The 24,746-nt window shown below is 56.8% G+C and carries 27 protein-coding genes and 3 pseudogenes; 17 read left to right on the top strand and 13 right to left on the bottom strand.

The window, feature by feature from the left end; all coding sequences use genetic code 11:
- Positions 1-33: 33 nt before the first annotated feature.
- Positions 34-477: pseudogene (locus tag AC3WK5_RS01535) on the top strand (GNAT family N-acetyltransferase); the annotation flags it as partial.
- 35 nt (positions 478-512) lie between these two features.
- On the opposite strand, the gene AC3WK5_RS01530 reads toward AC3WK5_RS01535, so the two are convergent.
- A complete protein-coding gene (locus tag AC3WK5_RS01530) occupies positions 513-890 on the bottom strand; it encodes a hypothetical protein (protein ID WP_103316588.1) in 378 nt (125 codons plus the stop codon).
- Between the two features lie 172 nt (positions 891-1,062).
- Positions 1,063-1,962, bottom strand: coding sequence for a lipid A hydroxylase LpxO (gene lpxO / locus AC3WK5_RS01525; RefSeq protein ID WP_103316590.1), 900 nt, complete (start codon positions 1,960-1,962; stop codon positions 1,063-1,065).
- 606 nt (positions 1,963-2,568) lie between these two features.
- Here lpxO and AC3WK5_RS01520 point away from each other — a divergent pair.
- The 6 genes from AC3WK5_RS01520 to AC3WK5_RS01495 all read left to right on the top strand — a co-directional run bounded on the left by AC3WK5_RS01520 (position 2,569) and on the right by AC3WK5_RS01495 (position 6,996).
- A complete protein-coding gene (locus AC3WK5_RS01520) occupies positions 2,569-3,999 on the top strand; it encodes a GGDEF domain-containing protein (RefSeq protein ID WP_103316592.1) in 1,431 nt (476 codons plus the stop codon).
- 308 nt (positions 4,000-4,307) lie between these two features.
- Complete coding sequence (locus tag AC3WK5_RS01515; RefSeq protein WP_103316595.1) at positions 4,308-4,943, top strand: LysE family translocator; 636 nt, start codon at positions 4,308-4,310, stop codon at positions 4,941-4,943.
- A gap of 86 nt (positions 4,944-5,029) precedes the next feature.
- Positions 5,030-5,407, top strand: a complete 378-nt coding sequence (locus AC3WK5_RS01510; protein WP_103316597.1) for a hypothetical protein — start codon at positions 5,030-5,032, stop codon at positions 5,405-5,407.
- A gap of 223 nt (positions 5,408-5,630) precedes the next feature.
- On the top strand, positions 5,631-5,834 hold the full coding sequence (locus AC3WK5_RS01505) for a hypothetical protein (protein ID WP_103316599.1): 204 nt from the start codon (positions 5,631-5,633) through the stop codon (positions 5,832-5,834).
- Between the two features lie 534 nt (positions 5,835-6,368).
- Positions 6,369-6,620: a hypothetical protein gene (locus AC3WK5_RS01500; protein ID WP_492574133.1), complete on the top strand. Its 252-nt coding sequence runs from the start codon at positions 6,369-6,371 to the stop codon at positions 6,618-6,620.
- 34 nt (positions 6,621-6,654) lie between these two features.
- Complete coding sequence (locus AC3WK5_RS01495; RefSeq protein WP_256585187.1) at positions 6,655-6,996, top strand: hypothetical protein; 342 nt, start codon at positions 6,655-6,657, stop codon at positions 6,994-6,996.
- Between the two features lie 89 nt (positions 6,997-7,085).
- Here the strand turns inward: AC3WK5_RS01495 and AC3WK5_RS01490 are convergent, their stop codons facing one another.
- Both AC3WK5_RS01490 and AC3WK5_RS01485 read right to left on the bottom strand, forming a co-directional pair.
- Positions 7,086-7,301: a hypothetical protein gene (locus AC3WK5_RS01490; RefSeq protein ID WP_054597555.1), complete on the bottom strand. Its 216-nt coding sequence runs from the start codon at positions 7,299-7,301 to the stop codon at positions 7,086-7,088.
- Between the two features lie 153 nt (positions 7,302-7,454).
- Positions 7,455-8,075, bottom strand: a complete 621-nt coding sequence (locus AC3WK5_RS01485; RefSeq protein WP_054597556.1) for an NAD(P)H-dependent oxidoreductase — start codon at positions 8,073-8,075, stop codon at positions 7,455-7,457.
- A gap of 92 nt (positions 8,076-8,167) precedes the next feature.
- Here AC3WK5_RS01485 and AC3WK5_RS01480 point away from each other — a divergent pair, with 92 nt between their 5' ends.
- The gene (locus AC3WK5_RS01480) at positions 8,168-8,815 is read left to right on the top strand and encodes a TetR/AcrR family transcriptional regulator (RefSeq protein WP_103316602.1); all 648 of its coding nucleotides are present in this window, start codon (positions 8,168-8,170) and stop codon (positions 8,813-8,815) included.
- Positions 8,816-8,897: 82 nt separating this feature from the next.
- Here the strand turns inward: AC3WK5_RS01480 and AC3WK5_RS01475 are convergent, their stop codons facing one another.
- Together AC3WK5_RS01475 and AC3WK5_RS01470 are read right to left on the bottom strand one after the other, a co-directional pair.
- Positions 8,898-8,990, bottom strand: a complete 93-nt coding sequence (locus AC3WK5_RS01475; protein ID WP_256585192.1) for a DUF1737 domain-containing protein — start codon at positions 8,988-8,990, stop codon at positions 8,898-8,900.
- 35 nt (positions 8,991-9,025) lie between these two features.
- Positions 9,026-9,205 (bottom strand): annotated as a pseudogene (locus AC3WK5_RS01470) (putative holin); the annotation flags it as partial.
- A 245-nt stretch (positions 9,206-9,450) separates the two neighbouring features.
- Between AC3WK5_RS01470 and AC3WK5_RS01465 the strand changes: the two are divergent.
- Positions 9,451-9,780 carry a hypothetical protein gene (locus AC3WK5_RS01465; RefSeq protein ID WP_054597558.1) on the top strand — a complete coding sequence of 110 codons (330 nt, stop codon included), beginning with the start codon at positions 9,451-9,453 and terminating at the stop codon, positions 9,778-9,780.
- A 180-nt stretch (positions 9,781-9,960) separates the two neighbouring features.
- Here AC3WK5_RS01465 and AC3WK5_RS01460 read toward each other — a convergent pair whose 3' ends face one another.
- On the bottom strand, positions 9,961-10,320 hold the full coding sequence (locus AC3WK5_RS01460; RefSeq protein WP_054597559.1) for a hypothetical protein: 360 nt from the start codon (positions 10,318-10,320) through the stop codon (positions 9,961-9,963).
- 159 nt (positions 10,321-10,479) lie between these two features.
- The gene (locus AC3WK5_RS01455) at positions 10,480-10,563 is read right to left on the bottom strand and encodes a YceK/YidQ family lipoprotein (protein ID WP_256585557.1); all 84 of its coding nucleotides are present in this window, start codon (positions 10,561-10,563) and stop codon (positions 10,480-10,482) included.
- Positions 10,564-10,794: 231 nt separating this feature from the next.
- Here AC3WK5_RS01455 and AC3WK5_RS01450 point away from each other — a divergent pair.
- Together AC3WK5_RS01450 and AC3WK5_RS01445 are read left to right on the top strand one after the other, a co-directional pair.
- Positions 10,795-11,628, top strand: a pseudogene (locus AC3WK5_RS01450) (tyrosine-type recombinase/integrase); the annotation flags it as partial.
- Positions 11,629-11,655: 27 nt separating this feature from the next.
- The gene (locus AC3WK5_RS01445; RefSeq protein ID WP_081013829.1) at positions 11,656-13,245 is read left to right on the top strand and encodes an ABC-F family ATPase; all 1,590 of its coding nucleotides are present in this window, start codon (positions 11,656-11,658) and stop codon (positions 13,243-13,245) included.
- Positions 13,246-13,316: 71 nt separating this feature from the next.
- On the opposite strand, the gene pssA is transcribed toward AC3WK5_RS01445, so the two are convergent.
- Positions 13,317-14,660: a CDP-diacylglycerol--serine O-phosphatidyltransferase gene (pssA, locus tag AC3WK5_RS01440; RefSeq protein ID WP_103316606.1), complete on the bottom strand. Its 1,344-nt coding sequence runs from the start codon at positions 14,658-14,660 to the stop codon at positions 13,317-13,319.
- A 236-nt stretch (positions 14,661-14,896) separates the two neighbouring features.
- Between pssA and AC3WK5_RS01435 the strand changes: the two genes are divergently transcribed.
- The 3 genes from AC3WK5_RS01435 to AC3WK5_RS01425 all read left to right on the top strand — a co-directional run bounded on the left by AC3WK5_RS01435 (position 14,897) and on the right by AC3WK5_RS01425 (position 16,906).
- Positions 14,897-15,460: a TetR/AcrR family transcriptional regulator gene (locus AC3WK5_RS01435; RefSeq protein ID WP_103316609.1), complete on the top strand. Its 564-nt coding sequence runs from the start codon at positions 14,897-14,899 to the stop codon at positions 15,458-15,460.
- Positions 15,461-15,516: 56 nt separating this feature from the next.
- Positions 15,517-15,996: a nuclear transport factor 2 family protein gene (locus tag AC3WK5_RS01430; RefSeq protein WP_054597643.1), complete on the top strand. Its 480-nt coding sequence runs from the start codon at positions 15,517-15,519 to the stop codon at positions 15,994-15,996.
- Positions 15,997-16,126: 130 nt separating this feature from the next.
- Positions 16,127-16,906: a TSUP family transporter gene (locus tag AC3WK5_RS01425; protein ID WP_103316612.1), complete on the top strand. Its 780-nt coding sequence runs from the start codon at positions 16,127-16,129 to the stop codon at positions 16,904-16,906.
- Here the strand turns inward: AC3WK5_RS01425 and nudC are convergent.
- Positions 16,874-17,704, bottom strand: a complete 831-nt coding sequence (gene nudC / locus AC3WK5_RS01420) for an NAD(+) diphosphatase (protein WP_054597645.1) — start codon at positions 17,702-17,704, stop codon at positions 16,874-16,876. The genes AC3WK5_RS01425 and nudC overlap by 33 nt on opposite strands.
- Positions 17,705-17,710: 6 nt before the next feature.
- The gene (locus AC3WK5_RS01415; protein ID WP_103316615.1) at positions 17,711-18,523 is read right to left on the bottom strand and encodes a crotonase/enoyl-CoA hydratase family protein; all 813 of its coding nucleotides are present in this window, start codon (positions 18,521-18,523) and stop codon (positions 17,711-17,713) included.
- A 220-nt stretch (positions 18,524-18,743) separates the two neighbouring features.
- On the opposite strand from AC3WK5_RS01415, the gene AC3WK5_RS01410 reads away from it, so the two are divergent.
- Complete coding sequence (locus AC3WK5_RS01410; protein ID WP_103316617.1) at positions 18,744-19,178, top strand: YeeE/YedE family protein; 435 nt, start codon at positions 18,744-18,746, stop codon at positions 19,176-19,178.
- Positions 19,179-19,180: 2 nt separating this feature from the next.
- Positions 19,181-19,594, top strand: a complete 414-nt coding sequence (locus tag AC3WK5_RS01405; RefSeq protein WP_103316619.1) for a DUF6691 family protein — start codon at positions 19,181-19,183, stop codon at positions 19,592-19,594.
- Between the two features lie 82 nt (positions 19,595-19,676).
- On the opposite strand, the gene AC3WK5_RS01400 is transcribed toward AC3WK5_RS01405, so the two are convergent.
- Positions 19,677-20,960 carry a Zn-dependent hydrolase gene (locus AC3WK5_RS01400; protein WP_103316622.1) on the bottom strand — a complete coding sequence of 428 codons (1,284 nt, stop codon included), beginning with the start codon at positions 20,958-20,960 and terminating at the stop codon, positions 19,677-19,679.
- A 152-nt stretch (positions 20,961-21,112) separates the two neighbouring features.
- On the bottom strand, positions 21,113-22,600 hold the full coding sequence (locus AC3WK5_RS01395) for an NCS1 family nucleobase:cation symporter-1 (RefSeq protein ID WP_103316624.1): 1,488 nt from the start codon (positions 22,598-22,600) through the stop codon (positions 21,113-21,115).
- Positions 22,601-23,222: 622 nt separating this feature from the next.
- Between AC3WK5_RS01395 and hydA the strand changes: the two genes are divergently transcribed.
- Entirely contained in the window at positions 23,223-24,662 is a 1,440-nt protein-coding gene (gene hydA / locus AC3WK5_RS01390; RefSeq protein WP_103316627.1) for a dihydropyrimidinase, read from the top strand.
- Positions 24,663-24,746: the final 84 nt, after the last annotated feature.

The following is a 24,746-nucleotide window of genomic DNA, read 5'->3' as shown; positions in this document are numbered from 1 at the left end:
CTCGTTCCGTTACGCAACTTTTACGGTGGTCATATGAATCTTGTCTTCCGCCTTGCAGTACCGGCTGACCTGGCAGCACTCCTGGAACTTGAGCAGCAATGTTTCACCAGCGACCGGCTTAACCGCCGTAATTTTCAGTGGATGATCAACCGGGCTCACGGGCAGTTGATCATCGCCGAGTGTGCGGATCAATTGCTCGGATACGCCTTGGTGCTGTTTCACCGCCGCACTTCGCTGGCGCGGCTGTACTCGATTGCCACCTCGGTTCAGGCCCGCGGTACGGGTCTGGGCAAACAGCTGTTGGAGCGAATCGAGGCTTGTGCGCTGGAGCATGACTGCACCTGTCTGCGACTGGAGGTGCGTATCGACAACCCGGTAGCGATTGCGCTGTATGAACGTAACGGCTACCGGCGTTTTGCGTTGATTCGCGGCTACTACGAGGACCATGCCGATGCCTTGCGGCTAGAAAAAAGTATTCGCTCAGCCAGCGCCTGCAATACGCTCAATGCAGCTCAATAACTGCTGGTGTCGGAATCTCGGGGGGCTGGCTTGGGCGGGACATACGGTTTGACCGCTCCCGGCGCAGTACCGCTGCGCGGATAGCCATTGCCAATCCCGCCGTTTTCGAGGGTCGGTGGGCGGGGAACCGGCATGGTGTTCGGCCCGCGAATAACCGGTGCGCTGGGCTGGGTGCCCTGCATGCTGTTGGGATTTACCCGGCGAATCGGGCTGTTGTAGGGGTTATCGGAGTTGTCAGGGAGATTCTGGGCCAGCAGGGCCGGATGCTCCACCGTGGCAGCCAGCATGCCAATGTCTGCGCCGGCCTGGGTCAGAGTGCCAAGCAAGCCACTCAACGCCAACGCACTGGTACCGAGCACAAACCTGTTCATGGTGGAGTTCCTCCAGTACATGCAGATAGGGTCTTCGATAACACGCTACGCGCAGGATTCATCCCTGTGAAGATAATACTCCAGCGCAGATGTCACACCGTTTGAGCGTATTGCAGACTCGCCGGAAACCTCAACGCCGCGCCAGCAAAGGTTGCTGGCGCAATGGTCGTGCTCAGATCAATACAATAATGGCCAGCAAACCACCGAAAATCGCCCACTTTTCCAGGTAGTAACGCGTCCGGTTGCGCTTTTTCAGTTCTTTACCGCGCAGACGGATCTTGTAGATCTTGCCGAAAAACCGGTTCAAGCCACCGGTTTTATCGCCAGCGTCATTTGGCGCGCCAGCAGCGGACATCACATTACGGCTGAACCAGCGATTGAACGCTGTGGCCCAGCGGTATTTCAGCGGGCGCTCGATGTCGCAGAACAGGATGATGCGGTTTTGCTGGGTGGTGTTCTCGGCATAGTGAATGTAAGTCTCGTCGAACATCACCGCCTCACCATCACGCCAGTGGTAGCGCTCGCCGTCGACGTCGATGTAGCAACCCTCATCGTTCGGCGTGTCCAGACCCAGGTGGTAACGGTACGAGCCGGCATACGGGTCACGGTGACGGACCAGTTTCGAACCCGGTGGCAATTCGGCGAACATCGCCGCCTTGATCGAGCCAATGCTTTGCACCAGCTCCGTGGTACGCGGGCAGAGCTTGGTGGCCGATGGGTGGCTGTCGCCATACCACTTCAGATAGAAGCGCTTCCAGCCGGTTTTGAAGAACGAGTTGAAGCCCACATCGTCGTATTGGTCCGAGCGTTTGATCTCCCCTGCCCTGAGCAGATTTTGGCCTTCGGCGCGAATTTCCTGCCAATTGGCCTGCAAGGGGCTCAGGTCCGGGAAGTCGGCCGGATTCAGATAAGGCTTGTTGGGGATTTTCGAAAACAGGTACAGGAAGCAGTTGACCGGCGCCAGAAAGGTCGAATGATCACTCAACTGGCGACTCAGTTTGTGCCGGATGCGACCACGTAGATGCACATACGCAATGGATAAAACGTAGAGGGAGACAATGATGAGTTTCACGGGAATTCGTCACAGTTCAGAAGAGTACATGCCGCGCGCCACAAACCTGATTTGAACGCAGCGTCCGAGATCCAACGATCAAGCGAATCGGTCAAGCACGGGAGTCTGAGCAGAAAGCTAGCTCATGGCCACCGGGGCGTATTTTAGTCATACTTTGTAATCAAAGGTTAACCTACATTTGTGAAAAACTGTGGAGGCGTTGTGCCAGAAACGCGCCTGCTCAGCTCAGCGAGACGCAAGACATCATTGAGAGCTGCGACGATCGTCTCAATAGACGTATGCCTGCTGGCTCAAATCATACGCAGACTGAAAATCCCTCCCTCGGTGTCCTGCCGACCGAACGAAAGCCCCTCTGTCGCCTCAAGATTTCCTACCGCTGCGTCGCGACCTCCACAAAGGGGTTCGCGATAGCAAATTCAGACCGCTCCTTCTGCAGCCCTGTCATTACTCGACTAGGCTATTAATCGCCACAGGAGCCAAAGCCATGGAAGACCGGAGTCCGATCAATTTCGCGCTCCATAATCTAAATCCAACGCAGCGTGTATGCGGCTACGGAGCTACTACCGGTCCGGTGCTGGCAAAATATATTGAAAATTGGAGGGAGCCATGAGCAATAGCGTCGCCACCGGCGAGCCACCTGAAGCCGTCCGTCTCATCATCAAGATTTATGCCTGCCTGCTGCTCGCAGGGTTTGCGTTCATTCCGGCCTACCTGATTAGCTACTTGTACTTCTTTCAGGACCCCACCCTTCTATTCGAGAACCACGCGTTCCATATCATTGCGATCACGGCAGCCACCCTGGAAGGCTTGTTTGTGACTTACGTGACGTGGCGCTGCTATCAGTCATCGGGAGAGCCGCTGCTGCGATGGATGACGCTTGGTTTTCTCGGTTTTGTACTGATCTATGCATTGCATGGTGCGTTCACCGGGCTCGCACACCACAATATCTGGCTCTTCCTGCTTTATGGACCGGCCTCTCGACTGGTCATGTCGATACTGCTGCTGGTCGGAATGCTCTCGTACCACCGCCCACCTGATGCTGCGGACCGCCGAATGCAGCCCCGCCGGTGGTTGACCTGGATAGGACTGTTCCTGCTGGTTGACCTGGTAGTGGCGTTCGTCGCGAACTCGTCAATCGCCGGCGAACTTGCGGTGCGCCTTTCGCTGGAAGGTGGCGCCCTGGTTCTATCCACATTGAACGTGGCAATGCTCCTGTTGCGCCGTATCCGTTCGCAGCTGATGGTGATTTTTGTCATCTCGGTCACGGCGTTCGCGTTGTCATCTCTTGCATTCATCCTTGGACGTCCCTGGAACCACATGTGGTGGCTCGCCCATGCGATCTTCGCCGCTGGATTCTTCCTGTTGAGCTATGGGGTCGTACAAGCGTTCCTCACCACGCGGTCCTTCTCGACAATTTACACCCAGGAGGAGCTGATGGTGCGTCTTGCCGAGGCTATGGAGTACACCGAAAACGCCCTGGTGGAGCTCCAGCGCACCAATCAGGAACTCGGACACCTTGCGGCGACCGATCCACTGACAGGCGCTGATAATCGGCGTCGGTTCATAGAGCGGGTCGAAGCCGAAATTGGCCGGACCAACCGTGGCGGTGAGCCGTTCTCCGTGTTGGCACTTGATCTGGACAATTTCAAGTCCATCAATGATCGCTTCGGGCATCAGGTTGGCGATGACATCCTGAAAGAGTTCGTGCAGAAATGCCTCGATTCGATCCGACCGTATGACGGTGTAGCCCGAGTGGGTGGGGAAGAATTCATGATACTGCTACCTCATACCTCACTAGAGGCCGCGCATGTCATCGCCGAGCGTCTGCGAACCAGCGTTGCAGATACTTCTTTTAATAGCGGCTTCCAGCGGCTGACCATGGTCACCGTGAGCATCGGCATATCGCAATCTGGCCGCGACGGCGACACCATCGAGGCCATTCTGCACGTAGCTGATCAACGCCTGTATCACGCGAAACACCAAGGCCGTAATCGTGTGGTCACTGCCATCAAGACCAGCCTCCAACCGCTGCCCTGAACACCATAAGGATCATCACGAGCCTATTCGCTCTCTCGTAAATAACAGCCAGGTGCCTATAAGGCACCTTGGCTGTTATTAATGGAGCAAGCCATTACTCACGTTGAACTTGCAACGTATCCCAGGGAGTAGATACCGGGTGCTGCGACCGCTGTATGACGTTTTGCAAGTCAATCTGTGTCTAACACTCTCCCGTTGACCGCCCTACTATCGTTCGCTCCAGGTGCAAACCTCAGCGGTGGCGAAAACCGCTCGTATTGATTTAACGGAGCTTTCGATTCGCTATCTCATCCATTAGGAGTTACGCGATGCCCGAACTGTCCAACCTGCTCGCCTACGGTCTGATCTCACTCGGCATGGTGCTGACTCCCGGCCCGAACATGATCTATCTCATCTCGCGGTCGATCTGCCAGGGACGAATGGCCGGACTGGTTTCTTTGGGCGGAGTGGCATTGGGTTTCGTCGTTTATATGTTTTGCGCCGCATTGGGTATCACGGCCCTGGTCATGGCAGTTCCCTATGCGTATGACGCCCTGCGACTCGGCGGCGCGCTCTATCTGCTCTACCTGGCCTGGCAGGCGGTCAAGCCCGGCGGCCGTTCCCCGTTCCAGGTGCGAGACCTGCCCAAGGATGGCCCGCGCAAGCTGTTCATGATGGGCTTTGTCACCAACCTGCTGAATCCAAAAGTTGCGGTCATGTATTTGTCGCTGCTACCTCAGTTCATCGACCCCACCGACCACGGCAGCGTGCTGACGCAATCGATCGTGCTTGGCTTTACGCAGATCGTCATTAGCGTGAGCGTCAACGCGCTGATTGCCGTCATGGCTGGCTCCATCGCAACATTTCTCGCAGGCAGGCCCGTGTGGCAGATCGTGCAACGCTGGCTGATGGGGACGGTCCTCGCGGGTTTGGCCGTACGCATGATCGTCGAAGGGCGGCGCTAACCCCAATCGGCTAGCAGTAGCCCGTCGCTTATAGCTCGCCGATTTCGATACGATGGTGATACCAATGACCATCAGCGGACGATGCCGTGCCGGGATTATCTTTTGCCATCCGCGCTCTGTTTGCGGGCTGCCTCCTCGTTGCAACAGCCAATCACCTGCATGCAGGCCTTACGCATGGGCTGCTCTGGGACTACGGATATGGTGACAGTACTCCATGGGCCAGTCGTTTGTTCTGGGGAGCGCTCACGTTTTTAGATCCTCTGGCCGCACTTTTGCTCTTCACAAACCCCCGACCAGGCGTCGTTTTCACAGCTGCAATCATCGTTGTGGACGTGATCCATAACACGTTCTATGTGGCGCTAAACCGACAATGGCTGGAGACGTTCTATATTTCGCAGACAGTGTTTTTGCTGGCAGTACTACTTCTGGCACCTGTTGCCTGGAAAAGTATCAAGCAGCACTGAAGCCACGAGCGATAGAGAATGCCTCCGGTACGAATCCCCAGTAACCTCCCGCCAATCACGGACAGTAGCCTCCTGCCCCTAGGCAACGGATTCCCCCATTCCTTTGCCTGCCGGCCCAGGGACCAGGATTTCACCCATATCGGCGCGGACAGGATCCTGGAGGTCAAGTCTGGTTTGCGTCCTGAGCGACCAGCACCTGATCACGGGTTTGAGGACTACAGCAATGCAAAAAAAACAGCAGGAAAATAAAGCAGCGGCGACCGCAGCTGAAATTGAGCGCTCTATCCTGGCGCTGAACAAAATGGCTGAACGCCTGTGGGGGGATGGTCGGGAAGCTGAGGCGAAAGCTCTTCTCGATGCCTTGAATGCGTTAAATCGGGCGCTGGATCGGATCAGGATTGGTGAGAGCCGTAAGACACTCCATTGAGCCCCTGTAAAGGCTGGATAGCGATTCCATCACCTCAAAAGGATATAGCGTTCGCCCTGCGCATATGACCTTGCCATCCATGGACCGGTAAAGAGTCATATGGCCGGGCGAACAGCTGAAACGATACACCAACTGATCTGGACCTTCAAAGCATCAAATATGGCCAGCCAGTGAACGGTTGACCCACGCAAATGACTGTCAACCTAAATAATGTAAGTGTCGTTGTATGCGATGTCTGCCTGGGGCATTCTTCGCGATGCAAATTTACATGGACGGTAGCATTTGATGCGCTCTTCACCCATGGACGTGCTTATCCCCTGCGCCTGCACGCTCGATACACTGCGTCGAAATCGCCAGGCAGGCATTGCTGGCCTGCCGTCCCATGCGCGAAAACCACTGAGCACTGTTCAACCCTATGGATAAGTGATGGCGCTTTCCCGACGCGCCCATCGACCACTATTACCCCATTTGAAACCTTGAAAAGGAACTTCCCATGAGTGGCAAACCGGCTGCCCGCGTGACAGCCCCCACCAATTGCCCGCTTCCCGGAAGCTCTCCGTTAAAGCAATAGGATTATCCGACTTTACACCAGGAACACAGGATGTGATTGCACTTGAACTGCTGCGCAACGTGAATGCAATCGAACCGTTAATCAGTGGAGACTTAAAAGTTGCAGTGGAAAAAGTCTCAAAAAATGGGAAGCCTTACCCATGGGCCCAGGCTTGGCGAATCGGCCAGTCAAAGAAAAACCATCGGGCCAACCATATACTGAGTACGGTGAAGTAGAAAAAATCTATAAAAACTTTGGCGGTACCGTTAAATGAAGCTGCAAACATTCCTCATCAGCCTTTTTTGCTGCACCAGTTTTTTTGCCAACGCAACGGACGCCCCTATAAAAGAGGGAATGTCCTTTCTAAATGCCAGAAAAGTATTAATTCAAAATGGCTGGAAGCCGAACCCAACCTATACAGGTGAGTCTGGCGTCGAAAACACCATCATGAGAAAAGGTTTCAAAGAGATCGAATCCTGCACGGAGGGCATCCGGTACTGCAGCTTCAACTACATCAAGAATGGAACCTGCCTTGGTGTGGGAACTGTCGGCGAAAAGATTAAAGAAATGAAGATTTACTCCTGGAACTTTAAATGTCCGGAGAAGGATTGAGGGCTGGCGCTAAGTCCTCGCCACAAAGCTTAGACCAGCCAGGAATACACCTCCCACCCCTCTGTCGCATCCGCTCACGGAGGGCGATATCAGGCCAGCTTCATCAGCGCTCCAGAGACATTATCTCTGGCTTGCCGCAACTCGCTCGCATCCTGATTCAGGCGATGGACCACGCCCAGCAGCCGCTGGCGCAGCACTTCGTCACCAAGCTGATCAATGGCCCGCATGACATCAAGTGCTGCGGCCTCGTTATTGGCTGCTGCAGCGTCCAGTGTTTTACGCAGGTTTCGTGCTGATCGGTTCACTTCAGTAGCCCTCATGAATCAGGCCAGCACTCTATAACAGCAATGTTTCTTTTTAATTTCAGTCGTTTAGCTTTGGATGAGCGGCACCTGACTGGAAATGCCCCAATGGCCGGAATCATTGGGTCGTCGCCAGCGGTCCAGAACACTACATGTTCATACTACCCCGGCCATTTTGCATCGCTGAGATGTAGTAAATAGATCGCGGCCCAGGGCCCGCGCGACGTCCAGATGAACAGTCGGATCCTGCGTTTCCGATTCGAGCAGGAGCTCGGAGGTCACGACACATGCGCCGCAATAGTCAAAGATCCCATGGTCAATCTGCGTCTTCATCGCGTTGGCATAACCGTGCCGTTCATAGGTTCCCCCGTCTGCGCCACCAATACCGACAAGATGAACTCGTAGGTGGCGAAGCTTCTTCACCAGCTTCGCATCAGAACTGAAGTCGAACGCCCAACCATTGGCGAACACACGATCGATCCATCCCTTGAGTAGTGCCGGCATAGACCACCAATAAACGGGATACACCAACACAAGGGTATCGGCGCGATCGATTCTCGCCTGCTCGGCAGCAACATCGGCCGGCGGTGGCCCTTCCCTGTGATGTACAGCGAGATCAGCCGCGGAGAACCGCGGATCGAAACCTTCCTCGGAGAGGTCCGCGATTTCGAAAGAGTTGCCTGCGTCAGCCAAGGATAGGCCCTCGGCGACATGCGCAGCGATGCTGTGACTGAGCGACCTTGGATCATGATGAGCAACAACGATAAGCGCGTGCATGTCGAAAACTCCTGCTACTGATTGAGGGCAAAAGGCGAAGCTTATATACTTTTAGTAAGTTACTATCTTTAAGTTACTTTTGGTATATAGCCATGTCAAGCGCCGAAAATAGAGAGCAGGTCTCCAGCACGCAGCCACGTCGTCGCCTGTCTAGAGAGGAGAGACAGCGTCAGCTTTTGGATGTCGCATGGCAATTGGTTCGAGAAGAAGGCACGGAAGCACTGACGCTTGGACGGCTTGCCGAGCAGGCCGGCGTTACAAAACCCGTCGTTTACGACCATTTCGGCACAAGGCCTGGACTGCTCGCGGCGCTCTATCAGGAGTTCGATGCACGCCAGACAACGCTTATGGACTCCGCGCTCCAAGCGAGTGAATCTACGTTAGTGAGCAGGGCTGCTGTCATCGCATCGTCTTACGTCGACTGCGTGCTTCTCCAGGGCAATGAGATACCTGGCGTCATAGCGGCGCTGGCCAGTTCACCGGAGCTCGAAAAGATCAAGCGTGATTACGAAGTGATCTTCATGAATAAGTGCCGGATCGCCCTAGCCCCTTTTGCCAGGGCAGGAGATATTGCGCCTGCAGGTCTTCGGGCAATGCTTGGCGCGGCCGAGGCTCTATCCCATGCCGCTGCGACCGGAGAAATCACGCCCGCGCAAGCGCAGGACGAACTCTTCGAAATGATCATCGCAATGGTTGATCGAAGCGCGCGCGGCAAGGCTGATCACGTCGCCGATGCGTAGCGATGTCGGCCCCACAGGAACACATCCCAGAAACAACAAAGCCCAGCACTAAACTGGGCTTTTTCACATCAGGAACGACGCCTTACTTGCTCTGGCTCCAGATCACGGCCTGGGCCACGACAATGTGCGAGCCGTTGAATGTTGCAGCTGGAGAACCATAAAGTTGATAGCCCAGCGCGAGCCCACTATCCCGGCGAAGACAACAACGCAGAGTGAACCATACAGGAAGCCGCTGAAGTCTGCGGTCTTGGTCCAGGCTCTGCCCAGCAGCTCAGCGGCACCGAAGCCACCACCAATCCAGCCAACCACCAGGTAACCCAAGCGGCGTAGCGATGTCATGTCCTTGGCGAACACGACGTAAAAGAAAGCCCCAGCGAAAGCCCCGACCAATACGGCCAGGTCAATCTGGGGGGAATGCAACGCCAGCGCCAACGCCGCTAAGTACGCCAGCTAATGCCAGGGCGCCGGTACTCGGCTCGGCCATAGGTGTTACTCCAGAAATGAAAAAAACCAGCGAATACTGAGGCCCTGAATAGGTGCGAATTTGCAGCGCACGAGGTATAACACCGGCCGAATATTCATCGAAAAAAACGAAATACGTGGATCGAAATATGAAGGGAAGTAGAGCTTTCTCAATGTTAATCGCAGCAACCTTTCTCTTCTTGCAGGGATGCGAAAATAAAGAGGAACACATATTCCAACTGACTCGATGTGGTTTAGCTGCCGGTTTGGACGTCCATTCCGATCCATCTGTGGTAACCCGATCTGCCGAAGCAGTGGGGCTGTACGGGCGAGAGCACGGAATCAAAATGAGTTTTGAAGAGATGACCGTTATCACAGACAAGATAACAAAAGAAATAATGGGTGCCCCTGAATCCCCAGTGCAAGAGTGGGATGATCGAGCAAAAAAAATCGCAGAGTCCGATTTTTGTAAAAAGTACCTAAGCAGTTTGTATTCGAAATAGCTGCGCGGTCTTCCCGCTGCCTGCCAAAGCCCTTCACTGCGCCGATCCCCGATCCAGTCTCGCACCAACCGTAAGCGTTGGTGTGCGGGGTGCGCGAACAGCCGTGCTGGCTGCGGTGTAAATTTTAGGCAATAAAAAAAACCGGCGCAGTAACCAGGTTTCTCTTAAAGGCAGGACCATCTACTCGCGTTTTCTTGCCGCGATCTGCCAAATTTTCAACGACATCAAAGCCATTAATGCGCCAACCGTGCCAGCGAATATACCAATCTGAAGATATACCGAGGGGCCGAACTCGCACATGTTCGTTGGGGTAGCAAAACGAATAATGCAAGGTTCAGGAAACAACATTAGCCAAGCATGCGGTAGACAAGTTATGCAAAAAAAACCGATAACAAAAAGCCCGCACAGCCACCAACCGGAAATGTTTTTGAGCTTTCTGTGGAGGATGCTCAAAGTAATGACCAAGGCAAACGACAAAAGCCCAGGCACAAGAAACGCGTCGAAAAATAATCGATGAAGCTGTTGGGTTGGCGTATCCATGTCACCTCAGCAAAAAAACCAGCACTAGCGCTCTGAGCCTCGGCCATGAGGAGCGCCGGACCTCATACAGTGCGCCGATTCAAACCACCCGGGCACAGGGCTGTACGCCGCATATTGTAGATACCCGACATTTTCTTGCAGGTAGCGATTGGCAGGCAGTTACAAACACGCAGGAAGCGATAGCGTGTCCGCCACCAACGTAAAGGGTAAGTCGAGAATAATGAACGGCCCAACTAAAGGCATCATCTCTTTGAACTCAAGCTCCGTTCCGTTAAAGCAGGCAATGGACCCGTGAGAATTTGCAACAAGCCAAGCGCAGCCGCTCAACTGTGAAAGGCTGAATATCAAAATGAGCTTCCGTAGCACGCAATTTCCTTATTACTTTTCCGTTGTGTTTCCCATAGACGCCATCGCGAAGAGTTAGTCACCCCCTCCCTGAATCTACCCGCATGCACTCCCCTCCGCGCCCAACGGCAACACGCGCGTGCGTGGTTGAGCGGGAGGGAGATCGAGGAAGGAACGCATCTAAATTACAAGAGTGAGTTGAACCTGTACTGGATGCCGTACTTGGCGCTGACTCGCCTGAGTACGATCAGCACCGTGATGCTGCGGAAAATCATCGGAGAGATAAACTGGTCATCACCTGACGTAAAACTCAACTCAATGGTGCGGCTCAGTACGATTCTGGATGATGCCGTTCGGGAGGAGCTCATCGCGAAGAATCCCGCAGAACTTTTGGACACGCCGAAGCGCAAGAAGGGGGAGCCTGATCCATTCACCCTGGATGAGGCTAACCAGATAATCGCTCAGCTATACGACACAGCCCATTGGCCGAGCACGATCTACGCTGCATTTTTCGAATTCGCTTTCTTCACCGACATGCGCCCGCAGGAGATCATTGCTCTACGCTGGGAATCCGTGGGGCGGGTATTGCACGCTCTGGAGTTCGCCGCTCAATACGCGGAGCGCCGGAAAGCTGGGAGTAGTTCAATCAAGCAGTTCCCCTACGTTTTCCCGCCCTCAAAGATGAGTCAGTACATCCGTCAGACCTCAGACCTGCACAAACAATGGGGGCCAACACTGAAGAAGCTGGCGACGCGTTATCGGCCGCCGTACAACTGCCGTCACACTTATGCGACAATATGCACAATGTCTGGCATGAACCCCGCCTTTATAGCTCAACAGCTTGGACACAGCGTCCAGATGCTGCTCTCGACTTATGCGCGCTGGCTGAACTCTAGCGGCGACTGGGGAGAGATGGAAAAACTCCAAAATGCCCCAGGAATGGCCCAAGCGTCAGATGCGTAGCTCGCAACCCATTGATAGGTAAAGTAATTGATCTCCACAGCAAATATCACGATGCAGTTCGGCGCCAAGCCGTTGTTCGAAAACGTTTCGGTCAAATTTGGTGCGGGTAACCGCTATGGCCTGATCGGCGCCAACGGTTGCGGCAAGTCGACCTTCATGAAAATCCTCGGTGGCGACCTTGATCCGTCCGGCGGTCAGGTCATGCTCGAGCCGAACGTACGTCTGGGTAAGTTGCGCCAGGACCAGTTCGCCTACGAAGAATTCAGCGTTATCGACACCGTGATCATGGGTCACGAAGAGCTGTGGAAGGTCAAGGCCGAGCGCGACCGCATCTACTCGCTGCCGGAAATGACCGAAGAGGACGGCATGGCCGTCGCCGAGCTTGAAACCGAATTCGCCGAGATGGACGGTTACACCGCCGAATCGCGCGCCGGTGAACTGCTGCTGGGCCTGGGTATCGGCATCGAGCAACATTTCGGCCCGATGAGCGAAGTTTCGCCAGGCTGGAAACTCCGCGTTCTGCTGGCTCAGGCACTGTTCTCCGATCCGGAAGTGCTGCTGCTCGACGAACCGACCAACCACCTGGACATCAACACCATCCGCTGGCTGGAAAACATTCTGACCCAGCGCAGCAGCCTGATGATCATCATCTCCCACGATAGACACTTCCTGAACAGTGTCTGCACCCACATGGCTGACCTGGACTACGGCGAGCTGCGCCTGTTCCCGGGCAACTATGACGAGTACATGACCGTGGCGACCCAGTCCCGCGAGCAGTTGCTCTCGGACAACGCCAAGAAGAAAGCGCAAATCTCGGAACTGCAATCGTTCGTCAGCCGCTTCTCGGCCAACGCCTCGAAAGCCAAGCAGGCTACTTCCCGCGCCAAGCAGATCGACAAGATCCAGCTGGCCGAGGTCAAGCCTTCGAGCCGCGTCAGCCCGTTCATCCGTTTCGAACAGAACAAGAAACTCCATCGCCAGGCGGTCATCGTCGAGCGCATGGCCAAGGGCTTCGATGGCAAGACCCTGTTCAAGGACTTCAGCTTCAACGTTGAAGCAGGCGAACGCGTGGCGATCATCGGCCCGAACGGTATCGGTAAAACCACCCTGCTGCGCACCCTGGTCAATGAATTGAGCCCGGATGCCGGTAGTGTGAAATGGACCGACGCCGCAGAAATCGGCTACTACGCACAGGACCACGCTTCGGATTTCGAAGATGAATCCAACCTGTTCGACTGGATGGGTCGCTGGACTCAAGGTGGCGAGCAACTGGTCCGTGGCACCCTGGGCCGGATGCTGTTCTCCAACGACGAGATCCTCAAGTCGGTCAAGGTCATCTCCGGTGGTGAGCAAGGTCGCATGCTGTTCGGCAAGCTGATCCTGCAAAAGCCGAACGTGCTGGTGATGGACGAACCGACCAACCACTTGGACATGGAATCCATCGAAGCGCTGAACCTGGCGCTGGAAAACTACCCGGGCACGCTGATCTTCGTCAGCCACGACCGCGAGTTCGTATCGTCGCTGGCCACTCGTATCATCGAGCTGAGCCCAAGCGGCGTGATCGACTTCAGCGGCACCTACGATGACTACCTGCGTAGCCAGGGCGTAGTGTTCTAAGCAGCCTTAAGCTTCAAGCTGCGAGCGTCAAACAAAGCCCCGTCCATGTGACGGGGCTTTTGTGTTTTTGGCTAGAGGATGCGGTAGAGCAAGCGCTCAATCCGTACCCGGCTGACCCGACGCAGAAACTTGCTCACTGCCGGCGGGTATTCAAGCAAGGTTTCCAGCTGCTGATAGCGCTCGATGCAGCGGGTGTTGTGGAAAATTTCCGCCAGCTCACTGCGACGGGGTTCCTGCAACTCACCTTTCGGGTCGTCGATCAGCAAAGCGTTTTCCAGGTCCAGGCGGAAGGCACGCGGGTTGAGGTTGTTGCCGGTCAACAAGGTGTAGCGTTCGTCGACCCACATGCCTTTGAGGTGATAGGTGTTGTCACCGTCGCGCCACAGATGCAGGTTCAACTGACCGCTGTCGATCACCCGCTGATGCCGCTTGGCGAAGCGTCGCAGGCTGATTTCATAGAGGTACGGTAACGCGGCAATAACCTTGAACGGCTCGCTCGGCGGAATGTAGAAGTCGTTGGCAGTCTTGTCGCCGACAATGATGTCGATCTTCACCCCGCGTGCCAGCGCCCGATTGATTTCACGGGTCACCGGCAACGGCAGGTTGAAATACGGTGTGCAAATAGTCAGCTGATGCTGGGCGCTTGCAATCAACTCACAGATCACCCGGCTCAACGGGTTGTTTTTACCGACCCCAAGCAACGGGCTGACTGTCAGACCACCCTTGTCCAGCGTACCCGCCGTGGTGTCATACACCGCGTGCTTGAGTCGACTGCGCAGGTCACCGATGTCGCTACGCAGACTGCGGGTGGTTGGCAGGTTTGGCACGTCAAGACGATGCACGGCTTTAGAGGCGATCAACCCGTGCTGCACCAGGTGCTGCATGGAATCGGCCAATGCCCGGTTGCGCAGCACGTGATATCGGTCGTAACGGTATTTGTCGAATTTGTGCAGATAGACGTTATTCAGGCTGGCGCCGCTGTAGATCACGCAGTCATCGATCACGAAGCCTTTAAGGTGCAACACACCGAACAGTTCCCGGGTTTGCACCGGCACGCCATACACCGGCACTTCGCTGGCGTGTTCGCGAGTCTGCTGCTGATACCACGCCGAATTGCCCGGTTGTTTGCCGGCACCGATCAAACCGCGCTGCGCCCGTAACCAGTCAACCACCACCACCACGTCCAGTTCCGGGCGCGCAGCTTTGGCGGCGTGCAAGGCATCGAGGATTTCCTGTCCCGCTTCGTCGTGCTGCAGGTAAAGCGCGACGATGTAGATGCGCCGTGTCGCCTGGGCAATTTTCTCCAGCAGGCAACGACGGAACTCGGCAGCACCAGAAAGAATGGAGACCGCATCGGCGGTCAGCGGAAAACTGCGCAGCTTGGGCAGTAGAGAGCGTTTGAAAAGCGACGGCATAGGGCTCGCAAAAGGTCGAATCCGAAGAACGCACGAGCTTACACCATGTGTGGCGAGGGGGCTTGCCCCCGTGGACTGCATAGCCGCCGAAAATACCAAAAATCTGGTTTTCCATTTGCCGCTTCCAGTATTTTTCAGGCCCGTTTCGCGGTCCAACGGGGGCAAGCCCCCTCGCCACAATAAAATTATTGAATAGCGAGTTGACCAAGAAGAATGATCGTTCTACTCTTTGCCACATGAATGAAATCACTAGCAACGACACACGCGACATCATCCTGGATGTCACCGAAAAGTTGATCTATAAAAGTGGTATTGCTGCCACGGGCATGGATCTCCTGGTGAAAACCGCCGGTGTCTCCAGAAAAAGTATTTACCGCTACTTTGCCAACAAGGAGGAACTGACTGTCGCGGCCTTGCAGCGGCGCGATGTTCGCTGGATGAACTGGTTCAAAAACGAAGTGAACAAGGCCCCGACCTCGGCCGAGCGACTTCTCAACCTGTTCACCGTGCTCAAGGGCTGGTTCGCCAGCGAAGGCTTTCGCGGCTGTGCCTTTATCAACACCAGCGGCGAAACCGGCGATCCGCAAGACCCGGTGCGCCTGGTGGCGAAGGAACACAAACAGAAACTGCTCGACTACGTGCGCGAGCTCTGTACCGAACATGGCGTACACGACCCGGAAGCGCTGGCCAAACAGTTGCTGATCCTGATCGATGGCGCCATTACCGTTGCACTTGTCATGGGCGATCACAGTGCTGCCGATAATGCGCAATGCATGGCGCGGAAGTTATTGGACCTGTAACTGTTCAAGCAAGAACAACTGGCTGTTTTGACACTCACTTTCCCTGGAGACTTTAAATGTCATCTAATGCCGAAGTTCGTCCGCCACTTCCACCCTTCACGCGTGAGTCAGCCATTGAAAAGATTCGCCTGGCCGAAGACGGCTGGAACTCCCGTGACCCACAACGAGTATCCCTGGCCTACACCCTGGACACCAAATGGCGTAACCGCGCCGAGTTCGCCAACAACCGGGAGGAAGCCAAGGCTTTTCTGACCCGCAAGTGGGCCAAGGAACTGGATTACCGGCTGATCAAGGAACTCTGGGCTTTCACCGGTAACCGTATCGCTGTGCGTTACGCCTATGAATGGCACGACGATTCGGGCAACTGGTATCGCTCGTATGGCAATGAAAACTGGGAGTTCGATGAGCAGGGGTTGATGTCCAACCGTTACGCCTGCATCAACGACATGCCAATCAAGGAAAGCGAGCGCAAGTTCCACTGGCCGCTGGGCCGGCGCCCGGATGATCATCCGGGCCTGTCTGACCTGGGCTTGTAACCCGGTTGTTGATCGTTCCCATGCTGCGTGGGAACGATCATGCCGGGTATTAGGGCGGTCGCAGGGGGCGGCGGTTATGGGTAAGATGGCGCCCCGCCTTGCCCTCTGCCCCGCCGAATAAGTCGACCTCATGCCTTTCGAACTCAGCGTAGACCTCACCACTCTGGCCATTTTGGCCATCGTCGCGTTCATTGCCGGTTTCATCGATGCGATTGCCGGCGGTGGCGGTCTGCTGACCACCCCGGCGTTGCTCACTGCCGGTTTGCCGCCGCACCTGGTGCTGGGCACCAACAAACTCAGCTCAACCTTCGGCTCGGCCACCGCCAGTTTCACCTTTTACCGACGCAAGCTATTCCACCCGCGGCAGTGGGTACACGCGATTATCGGAACCCTGGTCGGCGCACTGACCGGCGCAACCGTCGCGCACTACCTGCCGGCTGAATGGTTGAACAAGATGCTCCCGGTGATCGTCTTCGCCTGTGGCGTGTATCTGCTGTTTGGCGGCACGCCGAAAGCGCCACTGGACAGCGACGCGCCGATCAAGAAGAAGTGGCAGTCGAGCCAGGGTTTCAGCCTCGGTTTCTACGACGGCGTGGCCGGTCCCGGCACTGGCGCCTTCTGGACCGTGAGCAGCCTGCTGCTCTACCCCATCGACCTGGTCAAGGCCAGTGGCGTGGCACGCAGCATGAACTTCGTCAGCAACATCGCGGCGCTGTCGGTGTTCGTCTTTTCCGGGCAAGTGGACTGGATCATCGGCCTGAGCATGGGCCTGTCGGTAATGGTCGGCGCGTTCTTTGGGGCACGCACCGCCATCAGCGGTGGGGCGAAGTTCATTCGCCCGGTATTCATCACCGTGGTGCTGGGCTTGACCGTGCGTCTAGCCTGGCAACACTGGTTCAGCATGGCCTAAGCGTCGCGCCACATAAATGTCGATCAGGTAGCGGGCAATCGAGCGCCCTGCCGGCAACGGCGGCAGCGCATGAATGTTGAACCACTGGGCGTCTTCGATCTCGTCAGCTTGCGGCACAATCTCGCCACTGGCGTATTCGGCATGAAACCCAAGCATCATCGAATGCGGGAACGGCCAGCACTGGCTACCCAGGTACTGGATGTTCCTGACCTCGATCTGCACCTCTTCGCGTACTTCACGAATCAGGCAATCCTCGGCCGACTCACCCGGCTCGGCAAAACCCGCCAGGGTGCTGTAAACACCAGGAACAAAGCGCGGCGAGCGCGCCAGCAGGATTTCGTCACCGCGGGTGATCAACACGATCATGCTCGGTGAAATCCGCGGATAAAAGCGCAAATCACAGGGTTCGCAGTACATCGCCCGCTCGCGCGGAATCTGCGTCATGCGCTGGCCACAGTTGCCGCAAAACCGGTGCTCGCGCGCCCAGGTGCCGACTTGCGCGGCATACCCCAACACTTTGTAGACCGTGTGATCGCCATCAAGCATGAACGCCCGCAGGCCTTTCCAGTTGCAGCCCGGCACTTCGCTGTGAGCCTTGAGCTCGAGCAAATACACCGGCTCACCGTCGAGATGACCGATGCCGTGCTCGGCGAGAATCGACAGGTCCTGTCGTTTCAGCCATTCCCGCGGAAACAGCGCGCCATTATCGTCGAACAAAAAACCTTCAGGGCTGCGGGCCACGGCCCAGCCGCCGGGTAAGTCGGTGTCGAGTACTGCAGTGGTCCAGCGTGAAGTCATGTGTGCTCAGTCCAGAAATTCGGGTTTCTGCTTGCTCATCGACGCCGCCATGGCGACCCGCAGGTCTGTGGATTGCAGCATCGCGGCGTTCCACGTAGCAACGTATTCCAGGCCATCGTTGATGCTGTGATCGCGCATGTAGCTGATCATCTCTTTGGTCCCGGCAATCGCAATCGGCGATTTGGCAGCAATTTCACGGGCAATGCCCATCACCCCATCCAGCAGGCTGGTCGTGTCCGGATAAACCCGGTTGACCAAGCCGATGCTGCGCGCCTCTTCTGCGCCGAAGGTGCGACCAGTGTATGCCAGTTCGCGCAGCATGCCGTCACCGATGATCCGCGGCAAGCGTTGCAAGGTGCCGACATCGGCGGCCATGCCCATGTCGATTTCCTTGATCGAAAATTGCGCGTCTTCGGCCGCATAGCGCATGTCACAGGCAGAAATCAGATCGATGGCGCCACCCAGGCAATAGCCCTGAATCGCTGCCAGCACCGGTTTACGGCAGTTGTCGACAGCGTTGAACGACGCTTGCAACGCCAGAATTTTACGCCGCAACAGGCGCGCATTGCGACCCGCATCCTTGCCCATTTCATTGGCCACCGAAGCCAGCATCATCAGGTCGATACCCGAAGAAAAATGCTTGCCGGCGCCGCTGATCACCACTGCGCGGACTTCATCGGTGTCGTCGATCCACTGGAAGATCTCGATGATTTCAGTCCAGAACACCGCATTCATCGCGTTGATCTTTTCCGGACGGTTGATCTGCACATGGGCGATGTTGTCGCTCAGTTCGACGCGAAAGGCTTGGTATTCGGACATGGCAGTGATCCTTGCTGACGCTGAAAATAAGCTCAGAACTATAACAAGCCATCGCGCGAGGCTGTAGGCAGTGCATCGGCCAAAAACGGGACTGGACGTCCACAGACATTGCAGGTGTCTACACCCGGTTGGTTGCTTCCCCTTGGTCCGCACAAACGGACCTATGCTCAAGGTAAAAAGAGTGGTTTAGTGCCGCCCGTTACCCATCCGGAGAGTTGTCATGACGTTCGATTCGCTTCACTTCACCCCATGGTCCGCGTTGGCTGGAGGCGCGCTGATCGGTCTCGCCGCCGGTTTGTGGGTGGTCGCCAGCGGTCGTATCGCAGGCATCAGCGGGTTGCTGGGCAGCCTGCTGGGCCCCAGAGATTCGGCCTCGGGAGAAAAAGCCCTGTTCCTCCTCGGATTGCTGGCGGCACCTGTGTTGTGGATGCTGTTTTGGGGACCGCCAGGTATCGAGTTCAAGACCGGCGCCCTGGGCCTGATCGTGGCAGGGCTGCTGGTGGGCATCGGCACCCGCTATGGCGCAGGTTGCACCAGTGGTCATGGCGTGTGCGGTGTTTCACGGCTTTCTCCGCGCTCGATCATCGCCACGCTGTGCTTCATGTTCACCGGTTTTACGACGGTGTTCGTCTTGCGCCATCTGCTGGGAAATTGAACATGAAAAAACTGACTGCGTTTGTTGCCGGCTTGTTGTTCGGCATCGGCCTGTTACTGTCGGGCATGACCAACCCGGCCAAAGTGCTGGGGTTTCTGGACATCGCCGGACTTTGGGACCCTTCCTTGGCCCTGGTCATGATCGGCGCCATTGCCGCGGCGTGGGTGCCGTTTCACTGGGCCATGAAACAGAAAACATCGCTGCTGGGCTTACCCATGCAACTGCCGGTAAGCCGTGAACTGGATCGGCGCCTGATCGGTGGCAGTCTGCTGTTCGGCGTCGGCTGGGGCATTGCCGGTATGTGCCCGGGCCCGGCACTGGTGCTGCTGCCCACCGGACACTGGCAGGCCTGGGTATTTGTGATTGCCATGCTGGCGGGCATGCTCATTTTCAACGTCCTGCAGACCCGTCGTTGAACACATCAAACGCGTAGGTCAGGGTTTCCGGATCTGAGGGTGTGACGTGCACTGCTGTAGTCCAACAGTGCACGTCGGTCTTTCAGGCCGCCAGTTCACCACTGGCAATCGCCGCCGAAGCCGCCAGCATCGCCCGCAACAACACCGCACAACCGGCCGCCAGGTCATCCGGTGTGGCGTTTTCGATTTCGTTGTGGCTGATGCCGCCCTCGCACGGCACGAAGATCATCCCGGCTGGCCCCAGCTCGGCGAGGAAGATCGCGTCATGCCCCGCCCCGCTGACGATGTCCATGTGCGACAGCCCAAGACCTTGCGCAGCGCCACGTACTGCCTCGACGCAGCCCTTGTCGAAATACAGCGGCGGGAAGTCGGCAGTTGGCGTCAGTTCGTAAGTCAGGCCGTGCTCATCGCAGGTGCTGTCGATCACCTGCCGCACTTCCGCGATCATCGAGTCCAGCCGCGCCGGTTCAAGATGACGGAAATCCAGGGTCATGCGCACTTCGCCGGGGATGACGTTACGCGAGCCCGGATAGGCTTGCAGACAACCGACGGTGCCACAAGCGTGAGGTTGATGACCAAGCGCGGTACGGTTCACGGCGGCGACGATTGCGGCGGCGCCGACCAAGGCATCCTTGCGCAAATGCATCGGCGTTGGCCCGGCGTGAGCCTCGACGCCGCGCAGTTTCAGGTCGAACCACTTCTGTCCCAACGCGCCCATTACCACGCCAATGGTCTTGCGTTCGTCTTCCAGAATCGGGCCTTGCTCGATGTGCGCCTCAAAGTAGGCACCGACTGCGTGGCCACTGACCTTGCGCGAACCGGCATAGCCGATGGCGTTCAGCGCCTCACCCACGGTCACGCCGCTGGCGTCGGTCTTGGCCAGGGTTTCCTCGAGGGTGAATTTTTCGGCAAACACCCCGGAGCCCATCATGCACGGGGCGAAACGCGAGCCCTCTTCGTTGGTCCAGACCACCACTTCCAGTGGCGCCTCGGTTTCCACGCCCAGGTCGTTGAGGGTGCGCAGCACTTCGACCCCGGCCAGTACGCCAAAACAGCCGTCGAACTTACCGCCGGTGGGTTGGGTGTCGATGTGGCTGCCGGTCATCACCGGTGGCAGTTGCGGATTGCGCCCGGCGCGGCGGGCGAAGATGTTGCCGACGGCGTCGATGCTCACCGTGCAGCCCGCCTCCTCGCACCACCTGACAAAAATGTCGCGGGCCTGACGATCGAGGTCGGTCAGGGCCAGGCGACAGACGCCGCCCTTGACCGTGGCACCGAGTTTGGCCAGCTCCATGAGCGACTGCCAGAGGCGGTCGCGATTGATGTGCTGATGGCTGGACTGCAGAACGTCTACGGCAGCGTTCATGGTGATCTCCTTCAGACTATTTTTTATGGGTTTCTTCAGGCATTTCCTTGGTGCTTTTGAGGCCGTCTTCGCGAGCAAGCCCGCTCCCACATGGGTTTTGTGAACACTGCAGATCCACTGTGGGAGCGGGCTTGCTCGCGAAGCTTTTCACCTCACACCGAGGTTTTGGCAACGGCCGGGTCAGTGCTGCGCATCATGCACAACCCGTAATACATCAGCCCGCCAAGCGCCGAGCCGGTGAACCAGCCGTAGCTGTAGAACCAGCTGAAGGCATCGCTGCCCAGCGACAGCAAGGTCAGCACCACCGGCACGCCGAAGGCGATGAAACCGTTCCAGTTCCACGCCGGGTACACGTCATCGCGGTACAGGCCAGCCAGGTCCAGTTGTTGTTTCTTGATCAGGAAATAGTCCACCACCATGATCCCGGCAATCGGTCCGAGCAGGCTCGAATAACCGAGCAACCAGTTGGAATAGACCGTTTCCAGACTGACATTGGAGACGATCAGCCCAAGCTTTTTCAGCAGTTCGTGGCCCATCAGTGCCAGCCCTACCAGGCCGGTCAACATCACCGCTTTAGTGCGGTTGATGAGTTTAGGCGCAAGGTTCTGGAAGTCGTTGGTCGGCGAAACGATGTTGGCGGCCGTGTTGGTCGACAGCGTCGCAATAATGATCAGCGCCATGGCGAACGCCACCCACACCGGGCTCTGGATATGCCCGATCAGGCTGACCGGATCGGAGACGGTCACACCCACCAGTTTCGCCGACGCGGCAGTCATCACCACCCCGAGCGAGGCGAACAGGAACATGGTCAGCGGCAAACCGAAAATCTGTCCGAGGATCTGGTCTTTCTGGCTTTTGGCGTAACGGCTGAAGTCCGGGATGTTCAGCGACAAGGTCGCCCAGAACCCGACCATCGCGGTCAGCCCGGCCAGGAAGTAACCGGTCACGCTGGCGCCTTCAGGACGTTTCGGCGGCTGGGCCAGCAACTCGGTCAGCGACACATTCGGCATGGCCCAGACCAGCAGCCCCAGCCCCACCGCCACCAACAGCGGTGCCGAGAGCGTTTCCAGCCATTTGATCGACTCGGCACCGCGCAGCACCACCCACAGGTTCAGCGTCCAGAACATCATGAAGCCGATCACTTCGCCGGTGCCCCCGAGGGATTTCCAGCCCTCGAAAACCGAGCCGAGAAACAGGTGAATCGCCAGCCCGCCAAACATCGTCTGGATGCCGAACCAGCCGCAGGCCACCAGCGCGCGAATCAGGCATGGCACGTTGGAACCGATCACCCCGAACGAGGAACGCAGCAACACCGGAAACGGAATCCCGTACTTGGTGCCCGCAAAGGCGTTGAGGGTCAGTGGAATCAGCACAATGAGGTTGGCCAGCAGAATCGCCAGCAGCGCCTCGCCAACGCTCAGGCCAAAGTACGCGGTAAGCACCCCGCCAAGGGTGTAGGTCGGCACGCACACCGACATGCCGATCCACAACGCGGTGATGTGCCATTTGTTCCAGGTTCGTTCGTGCACCTTGGTCGGCGCAATGTCGTGGTTGTACCGGGGACTGTCGAGGACGTCGCTGCCGGCGTCCAGTTCGTACAACCCTTCGCGCTCGGTGACGTGCGATCTGTTCTGTTGCATGGCCGCTCCACTGTTTTTTTGATTATTTTGCTCATCGGGCTGGCCTGCGGTTAAACCACGAGCCGGACGATGGCCGGAGAACTTACGACTTTTACCGACCGGCCAAGGTGTCAGCGGCAGCAATCAATAAGCATGCCGGAGGCTTTGCTGACGACCTTTGCGCGTCGATAAAATCCATGTAAACAACTGATGTTCATCAGTTTTATTCAAACAACAATCAAGCCCGCGAAGGCTTGCCTGGGCACTCAGGCAAAATGCCAGGCAAGTTGTCCGAGTCGTCAGGACTCAATCTGGTGCGTTACATTTATTTTGTATTTTTTCTGTCAGCCACAGGCGCACCTCAAATAGCTGATTTCACATAGGAAATCTTGACCATATTTCGATCCTGTCAAGTGCGTCAAAATGGTGAGACGCCTCACCATTTTGGTGATTTGTACATTTAATTGTTAATTATCAATAAGTTAATACGGTTATAAGCTTATAAAAAATATTCTTGCCCAATCCGATATCTCCAGCTAGCGTTTATTCCTGACAGCGCTGACAGGAATACAACTTCCTTAGCCTGCTACATATAAAACACTTAGAACCGGCATAAGCCAGTCAAGCCTGCGAGGAACTCGGAATGTCTCTGTTGATCCGTGGCGCCACCGTTATTACCCATGATGAAAGTTATCGCGCCGATGTCTTGTGCGCCGACGGCGTGATCAAAGCCATCGGCAACAACCTCGATACTCCCGCCGGCTGCAAAGTGCTCGACGGCAGCGGCCAATACCTGATGCCCGGCGGCATCGACCCGCACACGCACATGCAATTGCCCTTCATGGGCACCGTGGCCAGCGAAGACTTCTTCAGCGGCACGGCGGCGGGTCTGGCGGGTGGCACCACGTCGATCATCGACTTCGTGATTCCCAATCCGCAGCAATCGCTGCTGGAAGCTTTCCATCAGTGGCGTGGCTGGGCTGAAAAATCAGCCTCCGACTATGGCTTTCACGTCGCCATCACCTGGTGGAGCGAACAGGTTCGCGAAGAAATGGCCGAGCTGGTGAGCCACCATGGAGTCAACAGCTTCAAGCATTTCATGGCGTATAAAAACGCGATCATGGCCGCCGACGACACGCTGGTCGCCAGTTTCGAGCGCTGTCTGGAACTCGGTGCCGTGCCAACCGTGCACGCGGAAAACGGCGAGCTGGTCTATCACCTGCAACGCAAGCTGATGGCCCAGGGCATCACCGGCCCTGAAGCGCACCCGCTGTCGCGGCCGTCCCAGGTTGAAGGTGAAGCCGCGAGCCGGGCGATCCGTATTGCAGAAACGCTTGGCACGCCGCTGTACCTGGTCCACGTCTCGACCAAGGAAGCGCTGGATGAAATCACCTACGCCCGCAGCAAAGGCCAACCGGTCTACGGCGAAGTGCTGGCCGGGCATCTGCTGCTGGATGACAGCGTCTACCAGCACCCGGACTGGCAAACCGCCGCCGGTTACGTGATGAGCCCGCCCTTCCGTCCGCGCGGCCACCAGGAAGCACTTTGGCACGGCCTGCAATCGGGCAACCTGCACACCACCGCCACCGATCACTGCTGTTTCTGTGCCGAACAGAAAGCCGCGGGGCGTGACGACTTCAGCAAAATTCCCAACGGTACGGCCGGCATCGAAGATCGCATGGCGGTGCTGTGGGATGAAGGGGTCAACACCGGGCGCCTGTCGATGCAGGATTTCGTTGCGCTGACCTCCACCAACACCGCGAAAATCTTCAACCTCTACCCGCGCAAAGGCTCGATCCGCGTCGGCGCCGATGCCGACCTGGTGCTCTGGGACCCGCAAGGTACGCGGACCATTTCTGCCAAGACCCATCACCAAAACGTCGACTTCAACATCTTTGAAGGCAAGACCGTGCGCGGCGTGCCCAGCCACACCATCAGTCAGGGTCGACTGGTATGGGCAGACGGCGACCTGCGTGCCGAACGCGGTGCCGGGCGCTACATCGAACGCCCGGCGTACCCGGCGGTATTCGACCTGTTGAGCAAGCGCGCTGAGTTGCACAAGCCGACTGCTGTAAAACGCTGAGATCGAGGCCTTCGGCCTTCGCGAGCAAGCCCGCTCCCACATTTGAAATGCATTTCCCTGTGGGAGCGGGCTTGCTCGCGAAGG

The organism is Pseudomonas sp. FW306-02-D09B, assembly GCF_058782685.1.
The sequence above is the reverse complement of the archived record's forward strand: the minus strand, read 5'-3'. Positions and strand labels throughout refer to the sequence as shown.

Excerpts from the sequence above, each read along its gene's own strand:
- AC3WK5_RS01530 (WP_103316588.1), bottom strand. The coding sequence starts at position 890 with ATGAACAGGTTTGTGCTCGGTACCAGTGCGTTGGCGTTGAGTGGCTTG.
- AC3WK5_RS01520 (WP_103316592.1), top strand. The coding sequence starts at position 2,569 with ATGAGCAATAGCGTCGCCACCGGCGAGCCACCTGAAGCCGTCCGTCTC.
- AC3WK5_RS01515 (WP_103316595.1), top strand. The coding sequence starts at position 4,308 with ATGCCCGAACTGTCCAACCTGCTCGCCTACGGTCTGATCTCACTCGGC.
- AC3WK5_RS01505 (WP_103316599.1), top strand. The coding sequence starts at position 5,631 with ATGCAAAAAAAACAGCAGGAAAATAAAGCAGCGGCGACCGCAGCTGAA.
- AC3WK5_RS01495 (WP_256585187.1), top strand. The coding sequence starts at position 6,655 with ATGAAGCTGCAAACATTCCTCATCAGCCTTTTTTGCTGCACCAGTTTT.
- AC3WK5_RS01485 (WP_054597556.1), bottom strand. The coding sequence starts at position 8,075 with ATGCACGCGCTTATCGTTGTTGCTCATCATGATCCAAGGTCGCTCAGT.
- AC3WK5_RS01480 (WP_103316602.1), top strand. The coding sequence starts at position 8,168 with ATGTCAAGCGCCGAAAATAGAGAGCAGGTCTCCAGCACGCAGCCACGT.
- AC3WK5_RS01465 (WP_054597558.1), top strand. The coding sequence starts at position 9,451 with ATGTTAATCGCAGCAACCTTTCTCTTCTTGCAGGGATGCGAAAATAAA.
- AC3WK5_RS01460 (WP_054597559.1), bottom strand. The coding sequence starts at position 10,320 with ATGGATACGCCAACCCAACAGCTTCATCGATTATTTTTCGACGCGTTT.
- AC3WK5_RS01455 (WP_256585557.1), bottom strand. The coding sequence starts at position 10,563 with ATGCCTTTAGTTGGGCCGTTCATTATTCTCGACTTACCCTTTACGTTG.
- pssA (WP_103316606.1), bottom strand. The coding sequence starts at position 14,660 with ATGCCGTCGCTTTTCAAACGCTCTCTACTGCCCAAGCTGCGCAGTTTT.
- AC3WK5_RS01435 (WP_103316609.1), top strand. The coding sequence starts at position 14,897 with ATGAATGAAATCACTAGCAACGACACACGCGACATCATCCTGGATGTC.
- AC3WK5_RS01430 (WP_054597643.1), top strand. The coding sequence starts at position 15,517 with ATGTCATCTAATGCCGAAGTTCGTCCGCCACTTCCACCCTTCACGCGT.
- AC3WK5_RS01425 (WP_103316612.1), top strand. The coding sequence starts at position 16,127 with ATGCCTTTCGAACTCAGCGTAGACCTCACCACTCTGGCCATTTTGGCC.
- nudC (WP_054597645.1), bottom strand. The coding sequence starts at position 17,704 with ATGACTTCACGCTGGACCACTGCAGTACTCGACACCGACTTACCCGGC.
- AC3WK5_RS01415 (WP_103316615.1), bottom strand. The coding sequence starts at position 18,523 with ATGTCCGAATACCAAGCCTTTCGCGTCGAACTGAGCGACAACATCGCC.
- AC3WK5_RS01410 (WP_103316617.1), top strand. The coding sequence starts at position 18,744 with ATGACGTTCGATTCGCTTCACTTCACCCCATGGTCCGCGTTGGCTGGA.
- AC3WK5_RS01405 (WP_103316619.1), top strand. The coding sequence starts at position 19,181 with ATGAAAAAACTGACTGCGTTTGTTGCCGGCTTGTTGTTCGGCATCGGC.
- AC3WK5_RS01400 (WP_103316622.1), bottom strand. The coding sequence starts at position 20,960 with ATGAACGCTGCCGTAGACGTTCTGCAGTCCAGCCATCAGCACATCAAT.
- AC3WK5_RS01395 (WP_103316624.1), bottom strand. The coding sequence starts at position 22,600 with ATGCAACAGAACAGATCGCACGTCACCGAGCGCGAAGGGTTGTACGAA.
- hydA (WP_103316627.1), top strand. The coding sequence starts at position 23,223 with ATGTCTCTGTTGATCCGTGGCGCCACCGTTATTACCCATGATGAAAGT.